General features: G+C 45.3%; 18 protein-coding genes. All 18 read left to right on the forward strand.

What is annotated here, in order from left to right:
- The first annotated feature begins 391 nt into the window (after positions 1 to 391).
- The 18 genes from spoIIE (at position 392) to lysS (ending at position 19,494) form a co-directional block, all read left to right on the forward strand.
- Positions 392 to 2,878 (forward strand): stage II sporulation protein E, encoded by a 2,487-nt coding sequence (gene spoIIE, locus LRR81_RS20625; RefSeq protein ID WP_231791305.1) that lies wholly within the window; start codon positions 392 to 394, stop codon positions 2,876 to 2,878.
- 159 nt (positions 2,879 to 3,037) lie between these two features.
- Positions 3,038 to 3,772 carry a VWA domain-containing protein gene (locus LRR81_RS20630; protein WP_231791306.1) on the forward strand — a complete coding sequence of 245 codons (735 nt, stop codon included), beginning with the start codon at positions 3,038 to 3,040 and terminating at the stop codon, positions 3,770 to 3,772.
- Positions 3,741 to 4,745, forward strand: coding sequence for a serine/threonine-protein kinase (locus tag LRR81_RS20635; protein ID WP_231791307.1), 1,005 nt, complete (start codon positions 3,741 to 3,743; stop codon positions 4,743 to 4,745). The genes LRR81_RS20630 and LRR81_RS20635 overlap by 32 nt, the downstream gene beginning before the upstream one ends.
- A gap of 126 nt (positions 4,746 to 4,871) precedes the next feature.
- On the forward strand, positions 4,872 to 6,272 hold the full coding sequence (tilS, locus tag LRR81_RS20640; protein WP_408631636.1) for a tRNA lysidine(34) synthetase TilS: 1,401 nt from the start codon (positions 4,872 to 4,874) through the stop codon (positions 6,270 to 6,272).
- A 14-nt stretch (positions 6,273 to 6,286) separates the two neighbouring features.
- Complete coding sequence (gene hpt / locus LRR81_RS20645; protein ID WP_231791309.1) at positions 6,287 to 6,832, forward strand: hypoxanthine phosphoribosyltransferase; 546 nt, start codon at positions 6,287 to 6,289, stop codon at positions 6,830 to 6,832.
- Between the two features lie 96 nt (positions 6,833 to 6,928).
- Positions 6,929 to 8,884, forward strand: coding sequence for an ATP-dependent zinc metalloprotease FtsH (ftsH, locus tag LRR81_RS20650; protein ID WP_231791310.1), 1,956 nt, complete (start codon positions 6,929 to 6,931; stop codon positions 8,882 to 8,884).
- A 147-nt stretch (positions 8,885 to 9,031) separates the two neighbouring features.
- Positions 9,032 to 9,799, forward strand: a complete 768-nt coding sequence (locus LRR81_RS20655; protein WP_231791311.1) for a type III pantothenate kinase — start codon at positions 9,032 to 9,034, stop codon at positions 9,797 to 9,799.
- A 22-nt stretch (positions 9,800 to 9,821) separates the two neighbouring features.
- A complete protein-coding gene (gene hslO / locus LRR81_RS20660) occupies positions 9,822 to 10,700 on the forward strand; it encodes an Hsp33 family molecular chaperone HslO (RefSeq protein ID WP_231791312.1) in 879 nt (292 codons plus the stop codon).
- A gap of 94 nt (positions 10,701 to 10,794) precedes the next feature.
- Positions 10,795 to 11,718, forward strand: coding sequence for a cysteine synthase A (cysK, locus tag LRR81_RS20665; RefSeq protein ID WP_231791313.1), 924 nt, complete (start codon positions 10,795 to 10,797; stop codon positions 11,716 to 11,718).
- Between the two features lie 349 nt (positions 11,719 to 12,067).
- Positions 12,068 to 13,468, forward strand: a complete 1,401-nt coding sequence (locus tag LRR81_RS20670; protein WP_231791314.1) for an anthranilate synthase component I family protein — start codon at positions 12,068 to 12,070, stop codon at positions 13,466 to 13,468.
- A gap of 10 nt (positions 13,469 to 13,478) precedes the next feature.
- Positions 13,479 to 14,066: an aminodeoxychorismate/anthranilate synthase component II gene (pabA, locus tag LRR81_RS20675; RefSeq protein ID WP_231791315.1), complete on the forward strand. Its 588-nt coding sequence runs from the start codon at positions 13,479 to 13,481 to the stop codon at positions 14,064 to 14,066.
- A 3-nt stretch (positions 14,067 to 14,069) separates the two neighbouring features.
- Complete coding sequence (gene pabC, locus LRR81_RS20680; protein ID WP_231791316.1) at positions 14,070 to 14,930, forward strand: aminodeoxychorismate lyase; 861 nt, start codon at positions 14,070 to 14,072, stop codon at positions 14,928 to 14,930.
- A gap of 12 nt (positions 14,931 to 14,942) precedes the next feature.
- On the forward strand, positions 14,943 to 15,800 hold the full coding sequence (gene folP, locus LRR81_RS20685) for a dihydropteroate synthase (protein ID WP_408631634.1): 858 nt from the start codon (positions 14,943 to 14,945) through the stop codon (positions 15,798 to 15,800).
- Complete coding sequence (gene folB / locus LRR81_RS20690; protein ID WP_231791317.1) at positions 15,793 to 16,155, forward strand: dihydroneopterin aldolase; 363 nt, start codon at positions 15,793 to 15,795, stop codon at positions 16,153 to 16,155. The genes folP and folB overlap by 8 nt, the downstream gene beginning before the upstream one ends.
- The gene (folK, locus tag LRR81_RS20695; RefSeq protein WP_269448753.1) at positions 16,152 to 16,676 is read left to right on the forward strand and encodes a 2-amino-4-hydroxy-6-hydroxymethyldihydropteridine diphosphokinase; all 525 of its coding nucleotides are present in this window, start codon (positions 16,152 to 16,154) and stop codon (positions 16,674 to 16,676) included. The genes folB and folK overlap by 4 nt, the downstream gene beginning before the upstream one ends.
- Positions 16,628 to 16,837, forward strand: coding sequence for a helix-turn-helix domain-containing protein (locus tag LRR81_RS20700; protein ID WP_231791318.1), 210 nt, complete (start codon positions 16,628 to 16,630; stop codon positions 16,835 to 16,837). The genes folK and LRR81_RS20700 overlap by 49 nt, the downstream gene beginning before the upstream one ends.
- 57 nt (positions 16,838 to 16,894) lie before the next feature.
- On the forward strand, positions 16,895 to 17,896 hold the full coding sequence (gene dusB, locus LRR81_RS20705; protein ID WP_231791319.1) for a tRNA dihydrouridine synthase DusB: 1,002 nt from the start codon (positions 16,895 to 16,897) through the stop codon (positions 17,894 to 17,896).
- Between the two features lie 104 nt (positions 17,897 to 18,000).
- The gene (gene lysS, locus LRR81_RS20710; RefSeq protein WP_231791320.1) at positions 18,001 to 19,494 is read left to right on the forward strand and encodes a lysine--tRNA ligase; all 1,494 of its coding nucleotides are present in this window, start codon (positions 18,001 to 18,003) and stop codon (positions 19,492 to 19,494) included.
- Positions 19,495 to 19,704: the final 210 nt, after the last annotated feature.

Genomic DNA, 19,704 nt, shown 5'->3' on the forward strand with positions numbered 1-19,704 from the left:
TTAGTCACTTCGAAAAACTCCTAAAAGTCCAAGCCCAGACTTTTAAGAGTTTTCCTCCAGCGCTTGCCGGGGCTGAACGAGCTGCTTGCGCTTTTCGAAGTTGTCCGGCTCCAGCCGCTAGCAAGCGGCTTGCGTTTTTCTTAAATTACCAATATAAACCTCCAAATTAAAAAATATTCAAAAGAAAAGACTCCAAAATAACGGACATCTGCCCTTTCCTCAACAAAAAAATCAGAAGAATTAGGAAGAATGCAAGCGGGAAGGTGAAAAATACTGGGGCTTGCAACAAATATAGTCGAACGTTTTCTAGATAACACAACCTTTTTTTGACAAATTCAGAAGTAACCCTTGACTATAATAACAACCATCAACATCAATCGGGGGTATGAAAATGGATAAAGCAGAAAGAAGGATGATGGAGCCTGTAACAGGTGTTAGTCTTGAAAAAACACAGCAGGCATTTCAGAAAATGTTCTTTAAGATGGGAGCGAAGTTTCAGGCAGTTTGGTACAATGCAGGACTTCTCTATATCTTTATCGGCTTTTTGCTCGGACGAGCTGTCATATTAACAGAAATCCTTCCTTTTGCCCTCCCGTATTTTGGGGTTCTGATGCTGATCAAAAAGGATAAAGCGCTTGTCGGTGCGGCTGCACTTCTGGCAGGAGGGGCAACGGTCTCTTTGGAAACATCAGCATTTATAGGGGCAAACCTGCTCATGTTTTTTATCTGTCATAAACTCTTTTCCTATTTTATAAAAGAACAGCTGAAAATTCTCCCCTTGCTTATCTTTCTTTCGGTCCTGACCTCTAGGCTTGCTTTCTCTTATGTGATAGATGGAGCGATCACTCCGTACAATAGCTTAATGGCTGGAGTTGAATCAGGCCTTTCCTTTATTCTCACCTTGATTTTTCTTCAAAGTCTGCCGCTCATGTCGGCCAATAAATATAAACAAACGCTGAAAGTAGAAGAAATTATTTGCCTGATGATTCTGATTGCCTCGGCTATGACCGGATTCGTCGGCGTCTCATATATGCATTTTCAGGCTGAACACGTTTTTTCCAGGTACGCTGTGCTTCTCTTTGCTTTTATAGCAGGCTCAAGCATCGGCTGTACAGTGGGGGTGGTCACCGGCCTGATCTTAAGCCTGGCGAATGTCGGCAATCTATATCAAATGAGCTTGCTGGCATTTTCCGGGCTTCTCGGAGGACTATTAAAAGAAGGGAAAAAAGTGGGGGCTGCCATCGGCCTTGTGGTGGGAAGCATGCTTCTTTCCCTGTATGGCGAGGGCTCTGCAGATTTAATGACAACCCTTGGAGAGTCGCTCATTGCCATCGTGCTGTTTTTCCTTACTCCTAAAAAGGTGACAAGCAGCCTGAGCAAGCACATTCCAGGCACAAATGAACATGCTCAGGAGCAGCAGCTTTATGCAAGAAAGATAAGAGATGTTACAGCGAACAGAGTGGACCAGTTTTCTAAAGTATTCCTTGCGCTGTCTGAAAGCTTTGCTTCCTTTTACGAAAAAAGTGAAGAAGGCGGCCAAGAGCAGGAAATAGATCTGTTTCTCAGCTCGATTACAGAAAAGAGCTGCCAGAATTGCTATAAAAAAGAAAGATGCTGGGTGCAGAATTTTAATGCGACCTATGATCTGATGAGTGAAATGACATCTGAGACAATGAAAGGAAAATATCAGACAAACCGGAAGCTGAAAAAGGAATTTCAGCAGCACTGCTCCAAACCGAAAATAGTGGAGGAGGCGATTGAACAGGAAATCAATGTTTTTAAAGCTAACTTAAAGCTGAAAGAGCAGGTGCAGGAAAGCAGAAAGCTGGTAGCGGAACAGCTCCTGGGTGTCTCACAGGTGATGGATGACTTTTCAAAAGAAATTAAGAGGGAAAGAGAAAACCATTTTCACCAGGAAGAACAGATACTGGATGCGCTTCAGAACTTTGGAGTCAGCATAACCAATGTTGATATTTACAGCCTTGAGCAGGGGAACATCGATATTGAGATGAGCATCCCGTACTGCCAGGGTCACGGCGAATGCGAGAAAATAATAGCTCCCATGCTTTCAGATATATTAGAGGAACCCATTATAGTGAAACGGGAAGAATGCGCCATGTATCCAAATGGATTCTGCCATGTTTCTCTTGGTTCTTCCAAGACGTACAAAGTGGAAACAGGTGCAGCTCATGCTGCCAAAGGAGGAGGTCTGGTTTCAGGAGACAGCTATTCAATGATCGACCTTGGAGTAGGAAAGTACGCCATTGCTATCAGTGACGGCATGGGCAATGGCGTAAGAGCCCATTTTGAAAGCAATGAGACAATCAAGCTGCTTGAAAAAATTCTTCAGTCAGGCATTGATGAGAAAGTAGCGATCAAAACGGTCAATTCCATTCTCTCGCTTCGCACCACAGAAGAGATGTTCTCCACTCTCGATCTGGCAATCGTGGATTTGCAGGACGCACACTGCAAATTTTTAAAAATCGGCTCCACCCCAAGCTTTGTGAAACGGGGGGAAAGGGTGATGAAGGTTCAGGCAAGCAATCTGCCGATGGGCATTATTGATGAGCTGGAGGTGGACATTGTCGGCGAACAGATGAAGGCGGGCGATCTTCTCATCATGATGAGCGACGGTATTTTTGAAGGGCCGAAGCACGTGGAGAACCATGATATTTGGATGAAAAGGAAAATATCCGAGCTTGAAACAACCGATCCGCAGGAAGTGGCCGATTTAATAATGGAGGAGGTTATCCGGACAAGAGCCGGAAAGATAGAGGATGATATGACAATCGTGGTTGCACGGATAGACCACAATACACCGAAATGGTCATCGATCCCTTCTTCCCGCTACTATAAAAAGGAGAGCATCGTTTCTTAAGAAAACCGTATAAACACTCTGTCAGTTGGCGAGGATGGTAACATTACAGCTGAAGCGAAAAAGGGCAGGACAGGATGAAGGGACAGAGGTCCGGAAAATAAAAAGAGTCCACGGCCTGAAAATAAGCAGCAGCTTCTTTAGCCAAAGGAGTGCGTGAAAATGAATAAAGGAAATTTGCGCCAGATTCTGCTGATTACTGATGGGTGTTCCAACCATGGGGAAGACCCGGTGGCAATGGCTGCACTGGCAAAAGAGCAGGGCATTACCGTCAACGTTATCGGAGTAGTAGAAGAAAGCATTATAGATCATGATGCCATAAGGGAGATAGAAGGAATTGCCTCTTCCGGAGGGGGCGTCAGTCAGATCGTTTACGCACAGCAGCTGTCACAGACTGTTCAAATGGTGACAAGGCAGGCTATGACCCAAACGCTTCAGGGCGTTGTCAATCAGGAGCTGCAGGAGATCTTAGGGAAAAAGGTTACGATGGAAGAGCTTCCGCCTGAAAAGCGGGGAGAAATCATGGAGGTGGTTGATGAGCTTGGAGAAACCGTTTCCTTGAAAATACTTGTGCTCGTTGATACGAGCGCCAGCATGAAGCCAAAGCTGCAGCAGGTAAAAGAGTCACTGCTGGACTTATCAATCAGCTTGAACTCCAGAATTGGAAACAACCTTTTCTCTATTCATATATTTCCCGGGAAAAACAATGAAGTGGAACAGGTGCTGAACTGGACGCCGAAGCTTGAATCGCTGTCATCTATCTTTCCAAAGCTTCTGACTGGAGGCATGACTCCAACAGGGCCTGCAATCAGAGCGGCCATCAAATCATTTGGGAATGCACGCTCCATGAGAGGCGGATTGGAAGATGAACCATACTACGGCGAATCAGGCATGTAAGGCTGGACCCGGGACGATTGTTACCGGTAAATGGCATAGCAATACGTATGAAATTGTAAGACCTCTTGGGCACGGTGCTAACGGGATTGTTTATCTCGCAAAAGGAAAAGGAGGCTACTCTGCTTTAAAGCTGAGCGAAAATAGCTTGTCTATTACCTCTGAAGTAAATGTGCTGAAAACTTTTTCGAAGGCCCAAGGTTCCTCGCTGGGGCCTTTTTTACTTGATACAGATGACTGGATCAGGCCCGGCAGAGCACAGCCGATTGCCTTTTATGCCATGGAATATATCCAGGGAAAGCCCTACCTTGATTTTATAAAAGGAAAAGGAAGCGAATGGATCGCTGTTTTAATGCTGCAGCTCCTCTCCAACCTTCAGGAGCTGCATGAAGGCGGCTGGGTTTTCGGCGATCTGAAGCCTGAGAACCTGATTGTATCGCCTGATCCAGTGAAAATCCGCTTTGTTGATGTCGGCGGAACGACGATTAAAGGAAGAGCCGTTAAAGAATTCACCGATTTCTTCGACAGAGGATATTGGGGGCTGGGAGACCGGAAAGCGGATGAGCGGTACGATCTCTTTGCCGTCTCTATGATTATCATCAATTCCGTCTATCCAAAGCGATTTTCAAGGAACGGCGATTCAAAACAGCTGCTTTCTGAAAAAATAGAGGCACATCCATTCTTAAAAAAGCAGAAAAGGCTGTTATGGAAAGGTTTATATGGGGAATACATAAGTGCAGAGGAAATGAGGCATGACATGCTTGATTTGCTGCAAAGGTCAGAAACCCCTCCTGTTTCCCGGCCTGTGACGCCTGTAAAAAAACAGGCTGCCAAAAAGCCGGAAGCAGCTGCTATGAAAAGAAGCACGCGCCGCAAAAAAAAGAATAAGCTGGCAGGACTGCTGGAAGGAGTGCTTGTAATGGCCGGTTTGGCAGTTCTTTGCATGATGTACTACTTTCATATTCTGCTCCCCTAGGCAGAATTATGGCTGAAGTGTGAACTTTTGCATCTTTTTTGCAGGCTGTCCGGCAAAAATGGTAGGATATTTATAACTTAAGCGGGGTTTTACTGCTTAAGATTAACGAGCATTGCCAAAGAGGTTATTCTATTGGAAAGTTTCTATGCCTTTATTAAAAAACATGAGCTGATAGAGCCTTTTTCAACTATTGCAGCAGGAGTTTCCGGCGGACCGGATTCACTTGTTCTGCTTCATCTTCTTCACTCAATGAAGGATAAGCTCGGCATTCAGGTAATCGCTGTTCATGTGGATCATATGTTCAGGGGGAAGCAATCTGAAAATGAGATGAAGTTTGTTGAAACATTTTGCCGGGAGCATCGTATTCCTTTTATGGCAAAGCAAATGGATGCAGCTGCTTATGCAAAAGAACACCGCCTAAGTTCTCAGGCTGCTGCCAGAGAATGCCGGTACAGCTTTTTCGACGAAGCAATGGCTGAAACTGGTGCACGGTATCTCGCACTCGCCCACCATGGAGACGATCAGATTGAAACGATCCTGATGAGGCTTGTCAGAGGGGCTGCCGGAAAATCGTCAGCCGGCATCCAGGTGAAAAGGCCGTTCGGGAACGGTTATCTGATTAGGCCTTTCCTCGGCACATCGAGAAAAGAGATTCTTGACTACAGCGAAAAGCATGGGCTGAATCCAAGATATGACCCAAGCAACGATTCAGATGCTTATACCCGGAACCGTTTTCGCAAGTATGTGCTCCCTTTTATAAAAGAAGAAAACCCGCTTGCGCATGAGAGATTCCAGAATTTCAGCGAGCTGCAGCTTGAAGATGACCGTCTCTTGCAGGAATTAACTGAAAGAGAAATGAATAGAGTATGGATAAGAAAGGAAAAGGATGCTTTAGAGATAGATTCCGATGAGCTGAAAAGGCTCCCTTTGCCTTTACAAAGGCGGGGTATTCAACTAATATTAAACTATCTCTATAAAGATGTTCCAGTATCTTTCTCTTCTTTACATATTGAGAGTCTGCTGCAGCTGCTCTCCCAGACACATCCTTCAGGGTCGCTTAATTTCCCAGGCGGTTTAAAGGTAACAAAGTCATATCATCGCTGTTTGTTTACCTTTGAACATGAAGAACATTCTCCGTATTGTCTGGAATTTACTCCTCCTGGAATGTTAAATCTCCCAAATGGGTGTTATATAAGCGCCTTTATTTCAGCTGATCCTGCTGAAATAAAAGCAAGTAATCATTCCTTTATTGTTAGCCGGACTGATGTGGAACTTCCGCTGATCGTCCGTTCCAGAAACGCAGGAGACAAAATGGAAGTGAAGGGCATGAACGGCTCAAAAAAAGTCAAAGATATATTTATTGACGCAAAGATTCCTTTGGCAGAGAGGGATCTCTGGCCCATTGTAGAAGATGGAAGAGGCAGCATCATGTGGCTGCCGGGGCTTAAGAAGTCAGCCCTGGAGCAAACAAGAGCAAACAACGGTGAGTACATTGTATTACATTATGACGAGCAAGGAATCTTCTAGGGGGCAATGCGAAAATGAAAAAAGATATTGAAAAAGTTCTTATTACAGAAGAAGAAATACAGAGCAAAGTGAAGGAATTGGGTACAACGCTGTCTGAAGAGTACAGCGGCCGCTTCCCGCTTGCCATTTGTGTATTAAAAGGGGCTATGCCGTTTATGGCTGACCTGATTAAGCATATTGATACATACCTTGAAATGGACTTCATGGATGTTTCAAGCTATGGTACCTCAACAGTATCTTCAGGAGAGGTTAAAATCCTGAAGGATCTGGACACTTCCGTTGAAGGAAGAGACATCCTGATCATTGAAGATATTATCGACAGCGGCTTAACGCTGAGCTATCTGGTAGAGCTTTTCCGCTACCGCAAAGCAAAGTCCATTAAGATTGTCACGCTGCTTGATAAGCCGACAGGAAGAAAATCAGATATTCATGCTGATTATGTTGGATTTGAAGTGCCTGATGCTTTCGTAGTAGGATATGGCCTGGATTATATTGAACGCTACAGAAACCTTCCTTATATCGGTGTTCTGAAGCCGGAAATTTATCAAAAAAGCGAATAAACAGCAGACAGTTTGAGTGGTCATAATATTTGTACTGGAATGATTTTCTATGATACTATTTGAGGTAGTTGTGCCTACTGTGGGAGGAGGTAAGGAATGAGTCGTATCTTCCGGAATACCGTTTTTTATTTACTTATATTTCTTGTTGTGATTGGGGTTGTCAGTTTCTTCAACGGCAACAGCGGCAAGCCTGATCAAGTAACGTATAACACGTTCGTTTCCCAGTTGGAAGAAGGGAAAGTTAAATCATTAACCGTACAGCCGGTACGCGGCGTTTATGAAGTGAAAGGGCAGCTTAAAGAGGCCCCGAAAGATCAATTTTTCATGACACATATTCCTGACCAGGCAGGTCTTGCGCGTGTGGATAATTACATTAAGACACAAAGCCAGAAGAATGTGGCTGCGAAAGACCAGACAAGCGTTGATTTCCAGCCCGCTGAAGAAACAAGCGGATGGGTGACATTCTTTACTTCGATCATACCGTTCATCATTATTTTCATCCTTTTCTTCTTCTTGCTGAACCAGGCTCAGGGCGGCGGAAGCCGTGTCATGAATTTTGGCAAAAGCAAAGCGAAGCTCTACAGCGAAGAAAAGAAAAAAGTGAAATTCAAAGATGTAGCGGGAGCTGACGAAGAGAAACAGGAATTGATTGAGGTAGTTGAATTCCTGAAAGACCCTCGCAAGTTCGCTGAACTTGGTGCGAGAATTCCTAAAGGCGTGCTTCTAGTAGGGCCTCCAGGAACAGGTAAAACACTTCTTGCCCGTGCAGCTGCAGGGGAAGCCGGTGTTCCGTTCTTCTCCATCAGTGGATCTGATTTCGTTGAGATGTTCGTCGGTGTCGGTGCATCCCGTGTTCGTGATTTGTTTGAAAATGCGAAAAAGAATGCTCCCTGCATCATTTTCATTGATGAAATTGACGCAGTCGGACGCCAGCGCGGCGCCGGACTTGGCGGCGGACATGATGAAAGAGAGCAGACGCTCAACCAGCTATTGGTTGAAATGGACGGTTTCAGCGCCAATGAAGGAATTATCATTGTGGCAGCAACGAACCGACCTGACATTCTTGACCCGGCGCTTCTTCGCCCGGGACGCTTTGACCGTCAGATCACAGTTGACAGACCGGATGTGAAAGGCCGTGAAGCAGTGCTTCATGTACATGCCCGCAACAAGCCGCTTGATTCAAGCGTTGATCTGAAATCCATTGCTATGAGAACTCCTGGTTTCTCTGGCGCTGATTTGGAAAATCTTCTGAACGAAGCAGCACTTGTTGCAGCCCGTTTGAATAAAAAGAAAGTCGATATGTCAGATATCGATGAAGCAACAGACAGAGTCATCGCCGGCCCTGCTAAGAAGAGCCGTGTGATATCTGAGAAAGAAAGAAATATTGTAGCTTATCATGAAGCAGGCCATACTGTTATCGGCATTATGCTGGATGAAGCGGAAATGGTTCATAAGGTTACGATCGTACCGCGCGGCCAGGCTGGCGGCTATGCCGTTATGCTGCCGAAGGAAGACCGCTACTTTATGACAAAGCCGGAGCTGCTTGATAAAATTACAGGCCTTCTCGGCGGCCGTGTAGCTGAAGAAATCATCTTCGGTGAAGTAAGTACAGGCGCATCCAATGACTTCCAGCGTGCGACAGGCATTGCCCGCCGCATGGTAACAGAATTCGGTATGTCTGATAAGCTTGGACCTCTTCAATTCGGTCAGTCTCAAGGACAGGTATTCCTTGGACGGGACTTCAATAATGAGCAGAACTACAGTGATGCCATTGCTCACCAAATTGATATGGAAATTCAGGAATTTGTGAAGCAGTCATATGCGCGTGCTAAGACAATTCTGACAGATAACAGGGATAAGCTTGAGCTCATTGCCAAGACCCTGCTTGATGTTGAAACACTTGATGCAAATCAAATCAAATACCTTGTGGATCACGGCAAGCTTCCAGAGCGTCCGGAAGATTTGGCTGACACTGATGTTAAGGTCAACATCCAAAAAAGGGATGAACCTTCTCAATTGACAGAACCGGTTGATCCTCCGCATAACGACTAAAAGTAACAAGCCGCCGGCCAATATGCTGGCGGCTTTTTCTGTTCTAAAAACCAGAATCCGCCTATGGGATTGATGCAAAGCTTTATGATATGATATTTTCAGAATGGTATGCCATGCAAAAGAGAAACTATAGAAGTGGTGAGAAAGATGATACTAGTACTGGATGTCGGCAATACAAATACTGTTATTGGGGTTTACGAAGGAGATACATTAAAGCACCATTGGAGAATTGAGACTAGCCGCAATAAGACTGAAGATGAATTTGGCATGATTTTCAAATCGCTGTTTGAGCATGTTGGCATACATTTTCAGGATATTCAAGGTATTATAATATCCTCGGTAGTCCCGCCTATTATGTTTGCGCTTGAAAGAATGTGTACGAAATATTTCAGCTCCGCACCGCTGATTGTAGGTCCTGGCATGAAAACAGGGCTGAATATTAAATATGATAACCCGAAGGAAGTCGGTGCTGACCGGATTGTAAATGCTGTAGCTGGCATTCATTTATATGGCAGTCCGCTTATCATCGTGGATTTTGGAACAGCAACAACGTATTGCTATATTAACGAAGACAAGCAATATATGGGCGGTGCCATTGCGCCGGGAGTCAATATCTCAACAGAAGCGCTCTATACAAGAGCTTCCAAGCTGCCGAGGATTGAGATCGCAAGACCTGAACATATTATCGGTAAAAACACGGTTGGCGCTATGCAATCAGGCATTCTCTACGGTTATGTAGGACAAGTAGAAGGCATAGTGAGCAGGATGAGGGAGCAGACAGGACAGCATGCAAAAGTCATTGCTACTGGCGGTCTCGCTTCTTTAATTGCTAATGAGTCCACTATTATCGATGTGGTCGATCCATTCTTGACATTAAAAGGCTTGCAGCTGATTTATGAGCGCAACAGGAGCTAGTTGCGAAAGGAGTTAGATTTGAATGGATTATTTAATTAAAGCGATTGCGTATGACGGCCAAATCAGGGCATACGCTGCAGATACAACCGATACAGCAGGTGAAGCGCAAAGGAGGCATCAGACCTGGCCGACAGCAACAGCTGCCCTTGGCAGATCTTTAACTGCAGGACTGATGCTTGGCGCTATGCTAAAAGGAGATAACAAGCTGACGATCAAAGTTGAGGGCGGGGGTCCGATCGGCGCCATTTTGGTCGATGCCAATGCAAAAGGCGAAGTAAGGGGTTATGTGTCACACCCGCAAACCCACTTTGACTTGAACGAGCATGGAAAGCTTGACGTAGCGAGAGCGGTCGGTACAGAAGGAATGCTGACAATTGTTAAGGATCTTGGCATGAAGGAACATTTCACAGGCCAGGTGCCAATTGTTTCCGGCGAGCTTGGGGAAGATTTTACGTATTATCTTGTCTCATCAGAACAGGTTCCCTCTTCTGTCGGTGTTGGAGTGCTTGTTAATCCTGACAACACAGTTCTTGCAGCGGGCGGTTTTATGATCCAGCTGATGCCTGGAACAAAGGACGAAACGATCACAAAGATTGAGAACAGGCTAAAGTCAATCCAGCCGATTTCTAAAATGATTGAACGGGGATTAACACCGGAAGAAATTCTGGAAGAAGTGCTTGGCGAAGGACAAGTCAAAATTCTGGAAAAAATGCCGGTTCAATTTAAATGCCAATGTTCAAGAGATCGTATCGCCAGCGCTATTGTCAGCCTGGGAAATGATGAAATTCAAAGCATGATTGATGAAGATGGCGGAGCGGAAGCCCAATGCCATTTCTGCAATGAAGTGTACCAGTTCTCTAAAGTTGAGCTGGAAGAGCTGAAAACAGGACCTGCGCAGTAATAAGGACCTAAGCCCAAATGATTGACAATTCCGAATATAGTTGATAAATTTTTTATATTACCTATAAAAATACTCGGAATATGAGGTGGTTGTTTTGACTCGCGTTGCAAATTCTATTCATGAGCTGGTTGGCGAAACACCAATTCTTAAGCTGAACCGCTTAGTTGAGGAAGACAGTGCAGAAGTATATTTGAAGCTTGAATTTATGAATCCGGGAAGCAGTGTAAAGGACCGCATCGCACTTGCTATGATTGAAGCAGCTGAAAAAAGCGGCGACTTAAAACCTGGAGATACATTAATTGAGCCGACAAGCGGCAACACAGGAATCGGCCTTGCGATGGTCGCTGCCGCGAAAGGAATCAAAGCTATTCTGGTTATGCCTGATACAATGAGTACAGAGCGCCGAAACCTTCTGAAGGCTTATGGTGCTGAGCTTGTCCTGACGCCAGGCGCAGAAGGCATGGGCGGAGCAATCCGCAAGGCAGAAGAACTTTCCAAAGAGCATGGCTATTTCATGCCGCAGCAGTTCAAGAACGAAGCGAACCCTGAAGTTCACCGTCAAACAACAGGTCCTGAGATCGTTCGTCAAATGGGGGATCAGCTTGATGCCTTTATCTCAGGAATCGGTACAGGCGGTACCATCTCAGGTGCTGGTACAGTCCTTAGGGAAAAATATCCGAACATCAAAATCATTGCGGTAGAACCGGCTGACTCACCCGTTCTTTCTGGAGGAAAGCCAGGTCCTCACAAAATCCAGGGTATTGGTGCAGGCTTTGTACCGGATACACTTGATACTGAGGTCTACGATGAAATCATTAAAATTCAGAACGATGAAGCCTTTGAATATGCCAGAAGAGCTGCAAGAGAGGAAGGTCTTCTAGGAGGAATTTCTTCAGGTGCGGCGATCAGCGCGGCCCTTCAGGTAGCCAAGAAGCTTGGCAAAGGCAAAAAAGTACTCGCCGTGATCCCTAGTAACGGAGAGCGGTATTTAAGCACACCTCTTTACCAATTTGATTAATATGTTTTAAAAAAACAGTCTTCGGACTGTTTTTTTATTTATTATAAATGTACTTAGATAGCTGATTTCGGAAGTTGGATTGTCCAGCTCCAGCGGCTAGCCCCTCGAGTCGCTTCGAAAAATCCCAAAAAGTCAAAGTGCAGACTTTTCGGGATTTTCTCTCCAGCGCTTGTCGGGGCTGAACAAGCCGCTTGCGCATTTCGGTATTGTCCAGCTCCAGCGGCTAGCCCGATCTGAGCCGCTTCCGCATTTCTGATTTACAAAAATTCACACTGGAAATAGCATAGCCTTCTCAGGGACTTTATGTAAATATAATAGGTACATACAGAATGAGGAGAATGGCTGTCCAATGAAACCGTTATTTATTCAAATTCCTTTTACAGGTTCTTTTTTCCAAAGATACGAGACTTTGGCCCGTCAGAAAAGCCGCCATATTATTTTAGAAAGCGGTAAAGGCGGAAGATACAGCATGGCCGGCATAGACCCCATTGCGGTTGTATCTGCAAAAGATGAAACCCTTACGATCCAGGAAGGCGGCCGGATACAAAGCTTGAAAGGAGAGCCGCTTGCCCTTTTCAAGGATTGGTTCAAACAGCTTCATCGCCCGCTTCTTAATGAACTTCCTGATTATCAGGGCGGGGCAATCGGGTTTATCAGCTACGATGCGGTGCGCCGGTTTGAAAAACTGCCATCCATTGCAGCGGATGACCTGGATACTCCGGATTTTTATTTTATGATTTTTAACGAAACAGCCGTGTATGATCATCTTGAAGAGGTTCTTTGGCTGATTGTGCAGCCAGAAAAAGGTGAGAGTGAAGACTCTGCTCTGAAAAGGCTCCAGAATTTAAAGGAGCGCTGGACAAATAATGACGCTGCAGAAGAGCCTGTTTCACAAACAGAAGAGGCCCGCTTGGAAAAAGGGCATTTTACAGAAGAGGCATTTAAGGAAGCGGCTGAAAAAATCAAACAGTATATTGCGGACGGAGACGTCTTTCAGGTGAATTTATCAGTCAGGCAGGCAATGCCCCTCACCACTCAGCCGCTTGACATATATAAAAGCCTTCGCAGGGTGAATCCTTCCCCTTACATGGCTTACCTTCACGCGCCGGAGTTTCAGATTGTCTGCGGTTCGCCTGAGCTTCTTGTCAAAAAGAAGGGCTCCTCAGCCAGTACGAGGCCGATAGCCGGTACAAGATCAAGGGGATTAACCGAAGCAGAGGACAGAGGACTTGCAGATGAGCTGATTGGGAACGAGAAGGAGCGGGCAGAGCATGTCATGCTGGTTGATTTGGAAAGAAATGATCTCGGCAGAATATGCGAATATGGTACAGTAGAGGTAGACGAATTTATGGCTGTGGAGAAGTATTCCCATGTCATGCATATCGTCTCAAACGTCAGAGGAACGCTGAGACAGGACGTTGAGCTGGATGACATTATCAAAGCTGTATTTCCCGGAGGAACGATTACCGGCGCTCCTAAAATAAGGACAATGGAGATCATTGAAGAATTAGAGCCTGCCAGAAGGGGAATTTATACAGGATCAATCGGATGGATTGATTTTAGCGGAGATATGGAGTTGAATATTGTTATCAGGACCCTTTTTGCAAAAGATGGGTCAGGATATATTCAGGCAGGAGCAGGAATCGTCATCGATTCCAATCCAAAGCATGAATACAAAGAATCACTGAAGAAAGCGATGGCAATGAAAAAAGCCGTTGAGCTGAGCAAAGAAGAGCAAATAATCAGATGAGGTGAGCAGAGTGATTTTAATGATTGATAACTATGATTCTTTTACTTACAACCTTGTGCAGTACCTTGGTGAGCTTGGAGAAGAGCTGATTGTTAGACGGAATGATGAAATAACCATCGAGGAGATCAAAGAGCTGAATCCTGAGTTTTTAATGATTTCCCCTGGGCCCTGCAGTCCTGATGAAGCAGGAATCAGCATGGAAGCCATTAAAGCATTTGCAGGGGAGATTCCAATCTTTGGCGTCTGCCTCGGACATCAGTCCATAGCACAAGTTTTCGGAGGAGATGTCGTGCGGGCGGAAAAGCTGATGCACGGGAAAACCTCTGAGATCCATCACGATGGCCAAACCATCTTCACCGGCATGGAACAGCCATTTGAAGCAACAAGGTATCACTCTTTAATCGTTAAACCCGATACGCTCCCTGACTGCCTGGCGGTCACAGCGCGGACAAAAGATAATGAAATTATGGCACTCAGGCATAAAGAACTGCCGATTGAAGGCGTGCAATTTCACCCGGAATCGATTATGACATCCGTTGGAAAAGATCTTTTAAGGAACTTTATCCAATTTTATAAAAGAACGGAAATGAGCATTTAATTCATGTATATTTACTTGAATGGCGATTATATAAAACCGGAGGATGCCAGGATTTCTGTTTTCGATCATGGCTATCTGTACGGGCTGGGGGTCTTTGAAACCTTTAGGGTTTACAAGGGACACCCCTTTCTTCTGAAGGACCATTTGGCTAGGCTTGGGAGATCGCTTTCTGAACTTGAAATCCGCACCCATTTGAATTTTGATAAAGTGAACAGCATCATTTCAAGCCTGCTTGCCCTGAATTCTCTGCAGGATGAAGATGTATCGATCAGGCTTAATGTTTCTGCCGGTGACGGGGGGAACATGCTGGCCGATCAAAGTTACGATAACCCGACGGTATTGTGTTTCATGAGAAAGCTTCCCCAAACGGGTGCGCCTGTAAAAACGGGAAAAATCTTAACGGTAAAGCGCAATACGCCTGAGGGAAGATTCCGGATGAAATCCCATCATTATATGAATAATTTCTTCGGCAAGAAGGAGACGGGAAACAGCCCGCTTCTTGAAGGAATATTTTTGACAGAGAAAGGGCATGTTGCAGAGGGTATCGTATCAAACCTTTTCTGGGCAAAGTCCGGAAAAGTGTATACCCCATCTCTTCAAACCGGCATACTGGACGGAATTACAAGAAAATTCATCCTCACTCTGCTTGAAAAGCTCCATATTCCTTTTGAGGAAGGTTTTTATACAGCAGACGAGATGCTGGCAGCAGATGAAGTGTTTGCCGTGAATTCCGTCCAAGAAATTGTTCCTTTTAAAGAGATTGAAACAGCTGTGCTAAGAGGGCGGGAAGGCCCAATGGTGGCAATGCTGATGGAAAACTACTCAAGCTGCCGGCAAAAGCTATTGGCATGTGATGAGCTGTAAAGGATGAAAGCGATGAGTACGATGAAAGTGAATAAATCAAATCAATTAAATTGCGGGCGTTTTCAGCTGGATTATTCCAAAAAAACGCTCATTATGGGAATCCTGAATGTCACCCCTGATTCATTTTCCGACGGTGGCAAATATGATAATGTGGAAGAAGCGCTGAAGCATGCGAAAAGGCTTGCTGCTGATGGCGCGGACATCATTGATATCGGGGGGGAATCCACCAGACCAGGTGCTGAATTCGTTCCTCAGGATGAAGAGCTGGAAAGAGTCATTCCGGTTATTGAAAGACTCTCAAAAGAAATGGATGTCCCGATTTCCATTGACACATATAAAGCAAATGTAGCAAGAGAAGCGGTTAAAGCTGGCGCTTCCATCATTAATGATGTGTGGGGGGCTAAAGCAGAGCCTGACATCGCAAAAGCTGCTGCAGATTACAATGTGCCAATTGTGCTGATGCATAACAGGCATAAAAGAGATTATACTCATCTGACATCAGATATGGTGGCAGATTTAAGAGAAAGCATAGAAATTGCCAAAGCTGCAGGAGTTCCTGACGAGCATATAGTGCTCGATCCGGGCATTGGCTTTGCAAAGGATTTTCAGGAAAACATGGAAGTGATGCGGAACCTTGATCTTTTCACTCACCTCGGGTATCCTGTTCTGCTCGGCACATCACGAAAGGGCTTCATCGGCAAGGTTCTTGACCTTCCTCCTGAAGAGCGGATGGAAGGAACAGGGGCTACTGTGTGCCTTGGAATCGAAAAAGGCTGCGATATTGTAAGAGTTCATGATGTTCGGGAAATGGCTAGAATGGCTAAAATGATGGATGCTCTGATTGGCAAAGGAGTGCCGCAGCATGGATAAAATATATGTAACCGGCATGGAATTTTACGGCTATCACGGAGTTTTCGAGGAAGAAAATAAACTGGGCCAGCGCTTCAAGGTGGATTTGACGGTTGAGAAGGATCTGAAAAAGGCCGGTGAAACAGACGATTTGGCCTATTCGATCAATTATGCTGAGCTCTATAAGCTCTGCAAAGAGATCATGGAAGGGAAACCTTATAAGCTCGTCGAATCACTGGCTGAGAAAATTGCCGGAGCTGTACTGGAGCAATTTCCTGAAGCAGCGGGCACTACCGTTAAAATTATTAAGCCTGATCCTCCAATCCCTGGCCATTACCAATCTGTAGCGGTCGAGATTACAAGGAGAAGATCATGAATACGGCCTACGTGGGGCTAGGGTCCAATATGGGCGACCGCGAAGAATATTTAAACAGAGCGATTCATTTTCTGGGAACCCACCCCGCTATCTCCGTTGAAAACATCTCTTCTCTCTATGAAACGGACCCGGTCGGGTTTAAGGATCAAGGGCCGTTTTTAAATATGGCGGCACAGCTTTCAACAACTCTTAAAGCAGAAGAGCTTTTAGAAGCCTGCAGAGAAATTGAGCAGAAGCTTGGGAGAAAAAGGGATATCCGGTGGGGGCCGAGAACTTTGGACCTTGACATTTTATTGTATAATCATGAAAATATTGAGACAGAGCAACTAATTGTTCCGCATCCGAGGATGATGGAGCGGGCTTTTGTCCTCATCCCGCTTCAGGAACTTAATCCAAAGCTCACCATACCCAATCAATCAGAGCCGGTTTCGGTTATCATAGATCAACTACAGGATAAAGAAGGGGTAAGACTATGGAAGCTGAAAAGTGGGGGAGACGGATCAGGGCCTACCGAAAACTGAAGGGCTACACACAGGAATCCTTTGCTAAAGATCTTGGCATTTCTGTTTCTGTACTGGGCGAAGTGGAACGCGGCAACCGGGTTCCAAGCGACCGCTTTGTCCGGGAAGTAGCTGATGCTTTGAAAGTAAGCATTGACGAACTCTACCCAAAAGAAGAGTGAAAACAGCTTTATGTGCTGGCAGATAGATTAGAAAAATGAAAGAAAGGAGGATATAGAATGCTGAAAATTGGCGATATTGAATTAAAAAACCGTGTGATTCTTGCCCCTATGGCCGGTGTTTGCAATGCTGCCTTTCGCCTGACAGTGAAAGAGTTCGGAGCAGGCCTTGTTTGTGCTGAAATGGTCAGTGACAAGGCGATACTATATAAGAACGCTAGAACAATGGGCATGCTTCATATTGATGAAGGTGAAAAGCCTTTGAGCCTGCAGATCTTTGGCGGGGAAAAGGACACGCTTGTCGAAGCAGCCAAGTTTGTTGATAAAAACACAACGGCAGACATTATTGATATTAATATGGGATGTCCCGTTCCTAAAATTACAAATTGTGATGCTGGCGCCAAATGGCTCCTTGATCCGGGCAAAATTTATGAAATGGTTTCTGCTGTGGTAGATGCTGTTGATAAGCCTGTAACGGTAAAAATGCGCATGGGCTGGGATGATGACCATATTTTTGCAGTGGAAAACGCTCGCGCTGTGGAGCGGGCAGGCGGTAAAGCTGTAGCTCTCCATGGAAGAACGCGTGTCCAATTGTACGAAGGAACGGCAAATTGGGATATCATTAAAGAAGTAAAGCAGTCTGTTGCTATTCCGGTTATCGGCAATGGCGATGTGCAAACCCCTCAGGATGCCAAGAGAATGCTAGATGAAACAGGTGTTGACGGCGTTATGATCGGGCGTGCTGCGCTTGGAAACCCCTGGATGATTTACAGAACCGTGAACTACCTTGAAACAGGAGAGCTTGGCGAAGAACCGACGGCCCGGGAAAAAATGGATGTATGCAAGCTGCATCTGGACCGGCTGATATCCCTGAAAGGCGAACATATCGCAATAAGGGAAATGAGAAAGCACGCAGCATGGTATTTAAAAGGAATCCGGGGCAATGCAATGGTTCGGACCGGAGTCAATACGTGTGAAACAAGAGCAGAAATGGTGACGCTTCTTGATCATTTTGTGGAAGAGCATGAAGCAAAACAGGAAGACGGCATCCAAGCAGGGTAGACGGTCTGCTGCAGGATTTTACGCTGCCAGCCCTGGCTGGCAGTTTTTCTGATAAAATGCGAGAGCAAATATGATATAAAACGTGAATTGGAGATGATGGATCCATGAGTGAGCAAAACCATGAAGAATTAAATGACCAGCTGCAGGTAAGGCGTGAAAAACTACATACTTTAAGAGAGAAAGGCATTGACCCGTTCGGTAAGCGATTTGACATCAGTGATAAAACAGCAGAAATCTTAGCTAAATACGACGCTCAGACAAAGGAAGAGCTCGACGAGTCGAAAAACGCTGTAACCATCGCTGGAAGAATCATGACAAAGCGCGGAAAAGGAAAAGCCGGTTTTGCTCATATTCAGGACCTGACTGGCCAAATTCAAATTTATATCCGACAGGATGCAGTGGGAGAGGACCAATATGATCTGTTTAACACCGCTGACCTGGGAGACATTGTCGGCATTACAGGCGATGTGTTCAAAACAAAGGTTGGCGAGCTGTCTGTCAAAGCCACCTCATTTGAGCTTCTGACTAAAGCGCTTCGCCCTCTGCCTGATAAGTTTCACGGCTTGAAGGATGTTGAGCAGCGCTACCGCCAGCGCTATCTTGACTTGATTGTTAACCCTGACAGCAAAGAAACGTTTATTGCGAGAAGCAGAATTATCCAATCCATGCGCCGCTACCTTGATGACCATGGCTATTTAGAGGTAGAAACGCCAACTATGCACTCCATTCCAGGAGGTGCCTCTGCGCGTCCATTTATCACTCACCACAATGCCCTTGATATGCCGCTGTACATGCGTATCGCGATTGAGCTTCACTTGAAGCGCCTTATTGTCGGCGGACTGGAAAAAGTATATGAAATCGGCCGTGTGTTCAGGAACGAAGGGGTATCAACTCGTCATAATCCTGAATTTACTATGATTGAGCTTTATGAAGCCTACGCTGATTTCAACGATATTATGAAGCTGACAGAAAACGTCATTGCGCACATTGCAAAAGATGTTCTTGGCACAACAACTGTTGAATATGGAGAGTATGAAGTGAACCTCGAACCTGAGTGGACAAGACTTCATATGGTTGATGCCATTAAACAGGAGACTGGAGCAGATTTCTGGAAAGAAATGAGCGCAGAAGATGCAAGAGCGCTTGCTGCAGAGCACGGAGTAGAAGTAACAGAACATATGACAGTCGGCCACATCATCAATGAGTTCTTTGAGCAAAAAGTAGAAGAAACACTAATTCAGCCTACTTTTATCTATGGCCATCCGGTTGAAATTTCGCCTCTCGCGAAAAAGAATGATGAAGATCCGCGTTTCACAGACCGTTTCGAGCTCTTTATCGTAGCACGGGAGCACGCCAATGCCTTCACTGAGCTGAATGATCCTATTGACCAGAGAGAACGCTTTGAAGCTCAGCTGCAGGAGCGGGAGAAAGGCAATGATGAAGCACACATGATGGACGAAGACTTCATCGAAGCGCTGGAGTACGGCATGCCGCCTACTGGAGGACTTGGCATCGGCATCGACCGTCTCGTAATGCTCTTAACGAATTCTCCTTCTATTAGAGACGTATTGCTTTTCCCGCAAATGAGACACCGTTAATACTGATGGCTGCCGATTACGATCGGCAGCCATTTTTACTTTTTTAAAATATCTTTTGAAAAACGAAAAAAACTCTTGCCATCTTCTTTTCACGGTGGTATATTATTATTCGTTGCTACAAAACAGCGACTTGCAAGAAATAGAAAAACGAAAAAAGTTATTGACATAGCAAAGACGATTTGTTATGATAGTAAAGTTCCTTTCGGAACG

This window comes from Metabacillus kandeliae (assembly GCF_021166585.1).
In the GTDB taxonomy this organism is placed as follows: Bacteria; Bacillota; Bacilli; order Bacillales; family Bacillaceae; genus Metabacillus_B; species Metabacillus_B kandeliae.

Excerpts from the sequence above, each read along its gene's own strand:
- spoIIE (WP_231791305.1), top strand. The coding sequence starts at position 392 with ATGGATAAAGCAGAAAGAAGGATGATGGAGCCTGTAACAGGTGTTAGT.
- LRR81_RS20630 (WP_231791306.1), top strand. The coding sequence starts at position 3,038 with ATGAATAAAGGAAATTTGCGCCAGATTCTGCTGATTACTGATGGGTGT.
- LRR81_RS20635 (WP_231791307.1), top strand. The coding sequence starts at position 3,741 with ATGAACCATACTACGGCGAATCAGGCATGTAAGGCTGGACCCGGGACG.
- hpt (WP_231791309.1), top strand. The coding sequence starts at position 6,287 with ATGAAAAAAGATATTGAAAAAGTTCTTATTACAGAAGAAGAAATACAG.
- ftsH (WP_231791310.1), top strand. The coding sequence starts at position 6,929 with ATGAGTCGTATCTTCCGGAATACCGTTTTTTATTTACTTATATTTCTT.
- LRR81_RS20655 (WP_231791311.1), top strand. The coding sequence starts at position 9,032 with ATGATACTAGTACTGGATGTCGGCAATACAAATACTGTTATTGGGGTT.
- hslO (WP_231791312.1), top strand. The coding sequence starts at position 9,822 with ATGGATTATTTAATTAAAGCGATTGCGTATGACGGCCAAATCAGGGCA.
- LRR81_RS20670 (WP_231791314.1), top strand. The coding sequence starts at position 12,068 with ATGAAACCGTTATTTATTCAAATTCCTTTTACAGGTTCTTTTTTCCAA.
- pabC (WP_231791316.1), top strand. The coding sequence starts at position 14,070 with ATGTATATTTACTTGAATGGCGATTATATAAAACCGGAGGATGCCAGG.
- folP (WP_408631634.1), top strand. The coding sequence starts at position 14,943 with ATGAGTACGATGAAAGTGAATAAATCAAATCAATTAAATTGCGGGCGT.
- folB (WP_231791317.1), top strand. The coding sequence starts at position 15,793 with ATGGATAAAATATATGTAACCGGCATGGAATTTTACGGCTATCACGGA.
- folK (WP_269448753.1), top strand. The coding sequence starts at position 16,152 with ATGAATACGGCCTACGTGGGGCTAGGGTCCAATATGGGCGACCGCGAA.
- LRR81_RS20700 (WP_231791318.1), top strand. The coding sequence starts at position 16,628 with ATGGAAGCTGAAAAGTGGGGGAGACGGATCAGGGCCTACCGAAAACTG.
- dusB (WP_231791319.1), top strand. The coding sequence starts at position 16,895 with ATGCTGAAAATTGGCGATATTGAATTAAAAAACCGTGTGATTCTTGCC.
- lysS (WP_231791320.1), top strand. The coding sequence starts at position 18,001 with ATGAGTGAGCAAAACCATGAAGAATTAAATGACCAGCTGCAGGTAAGG.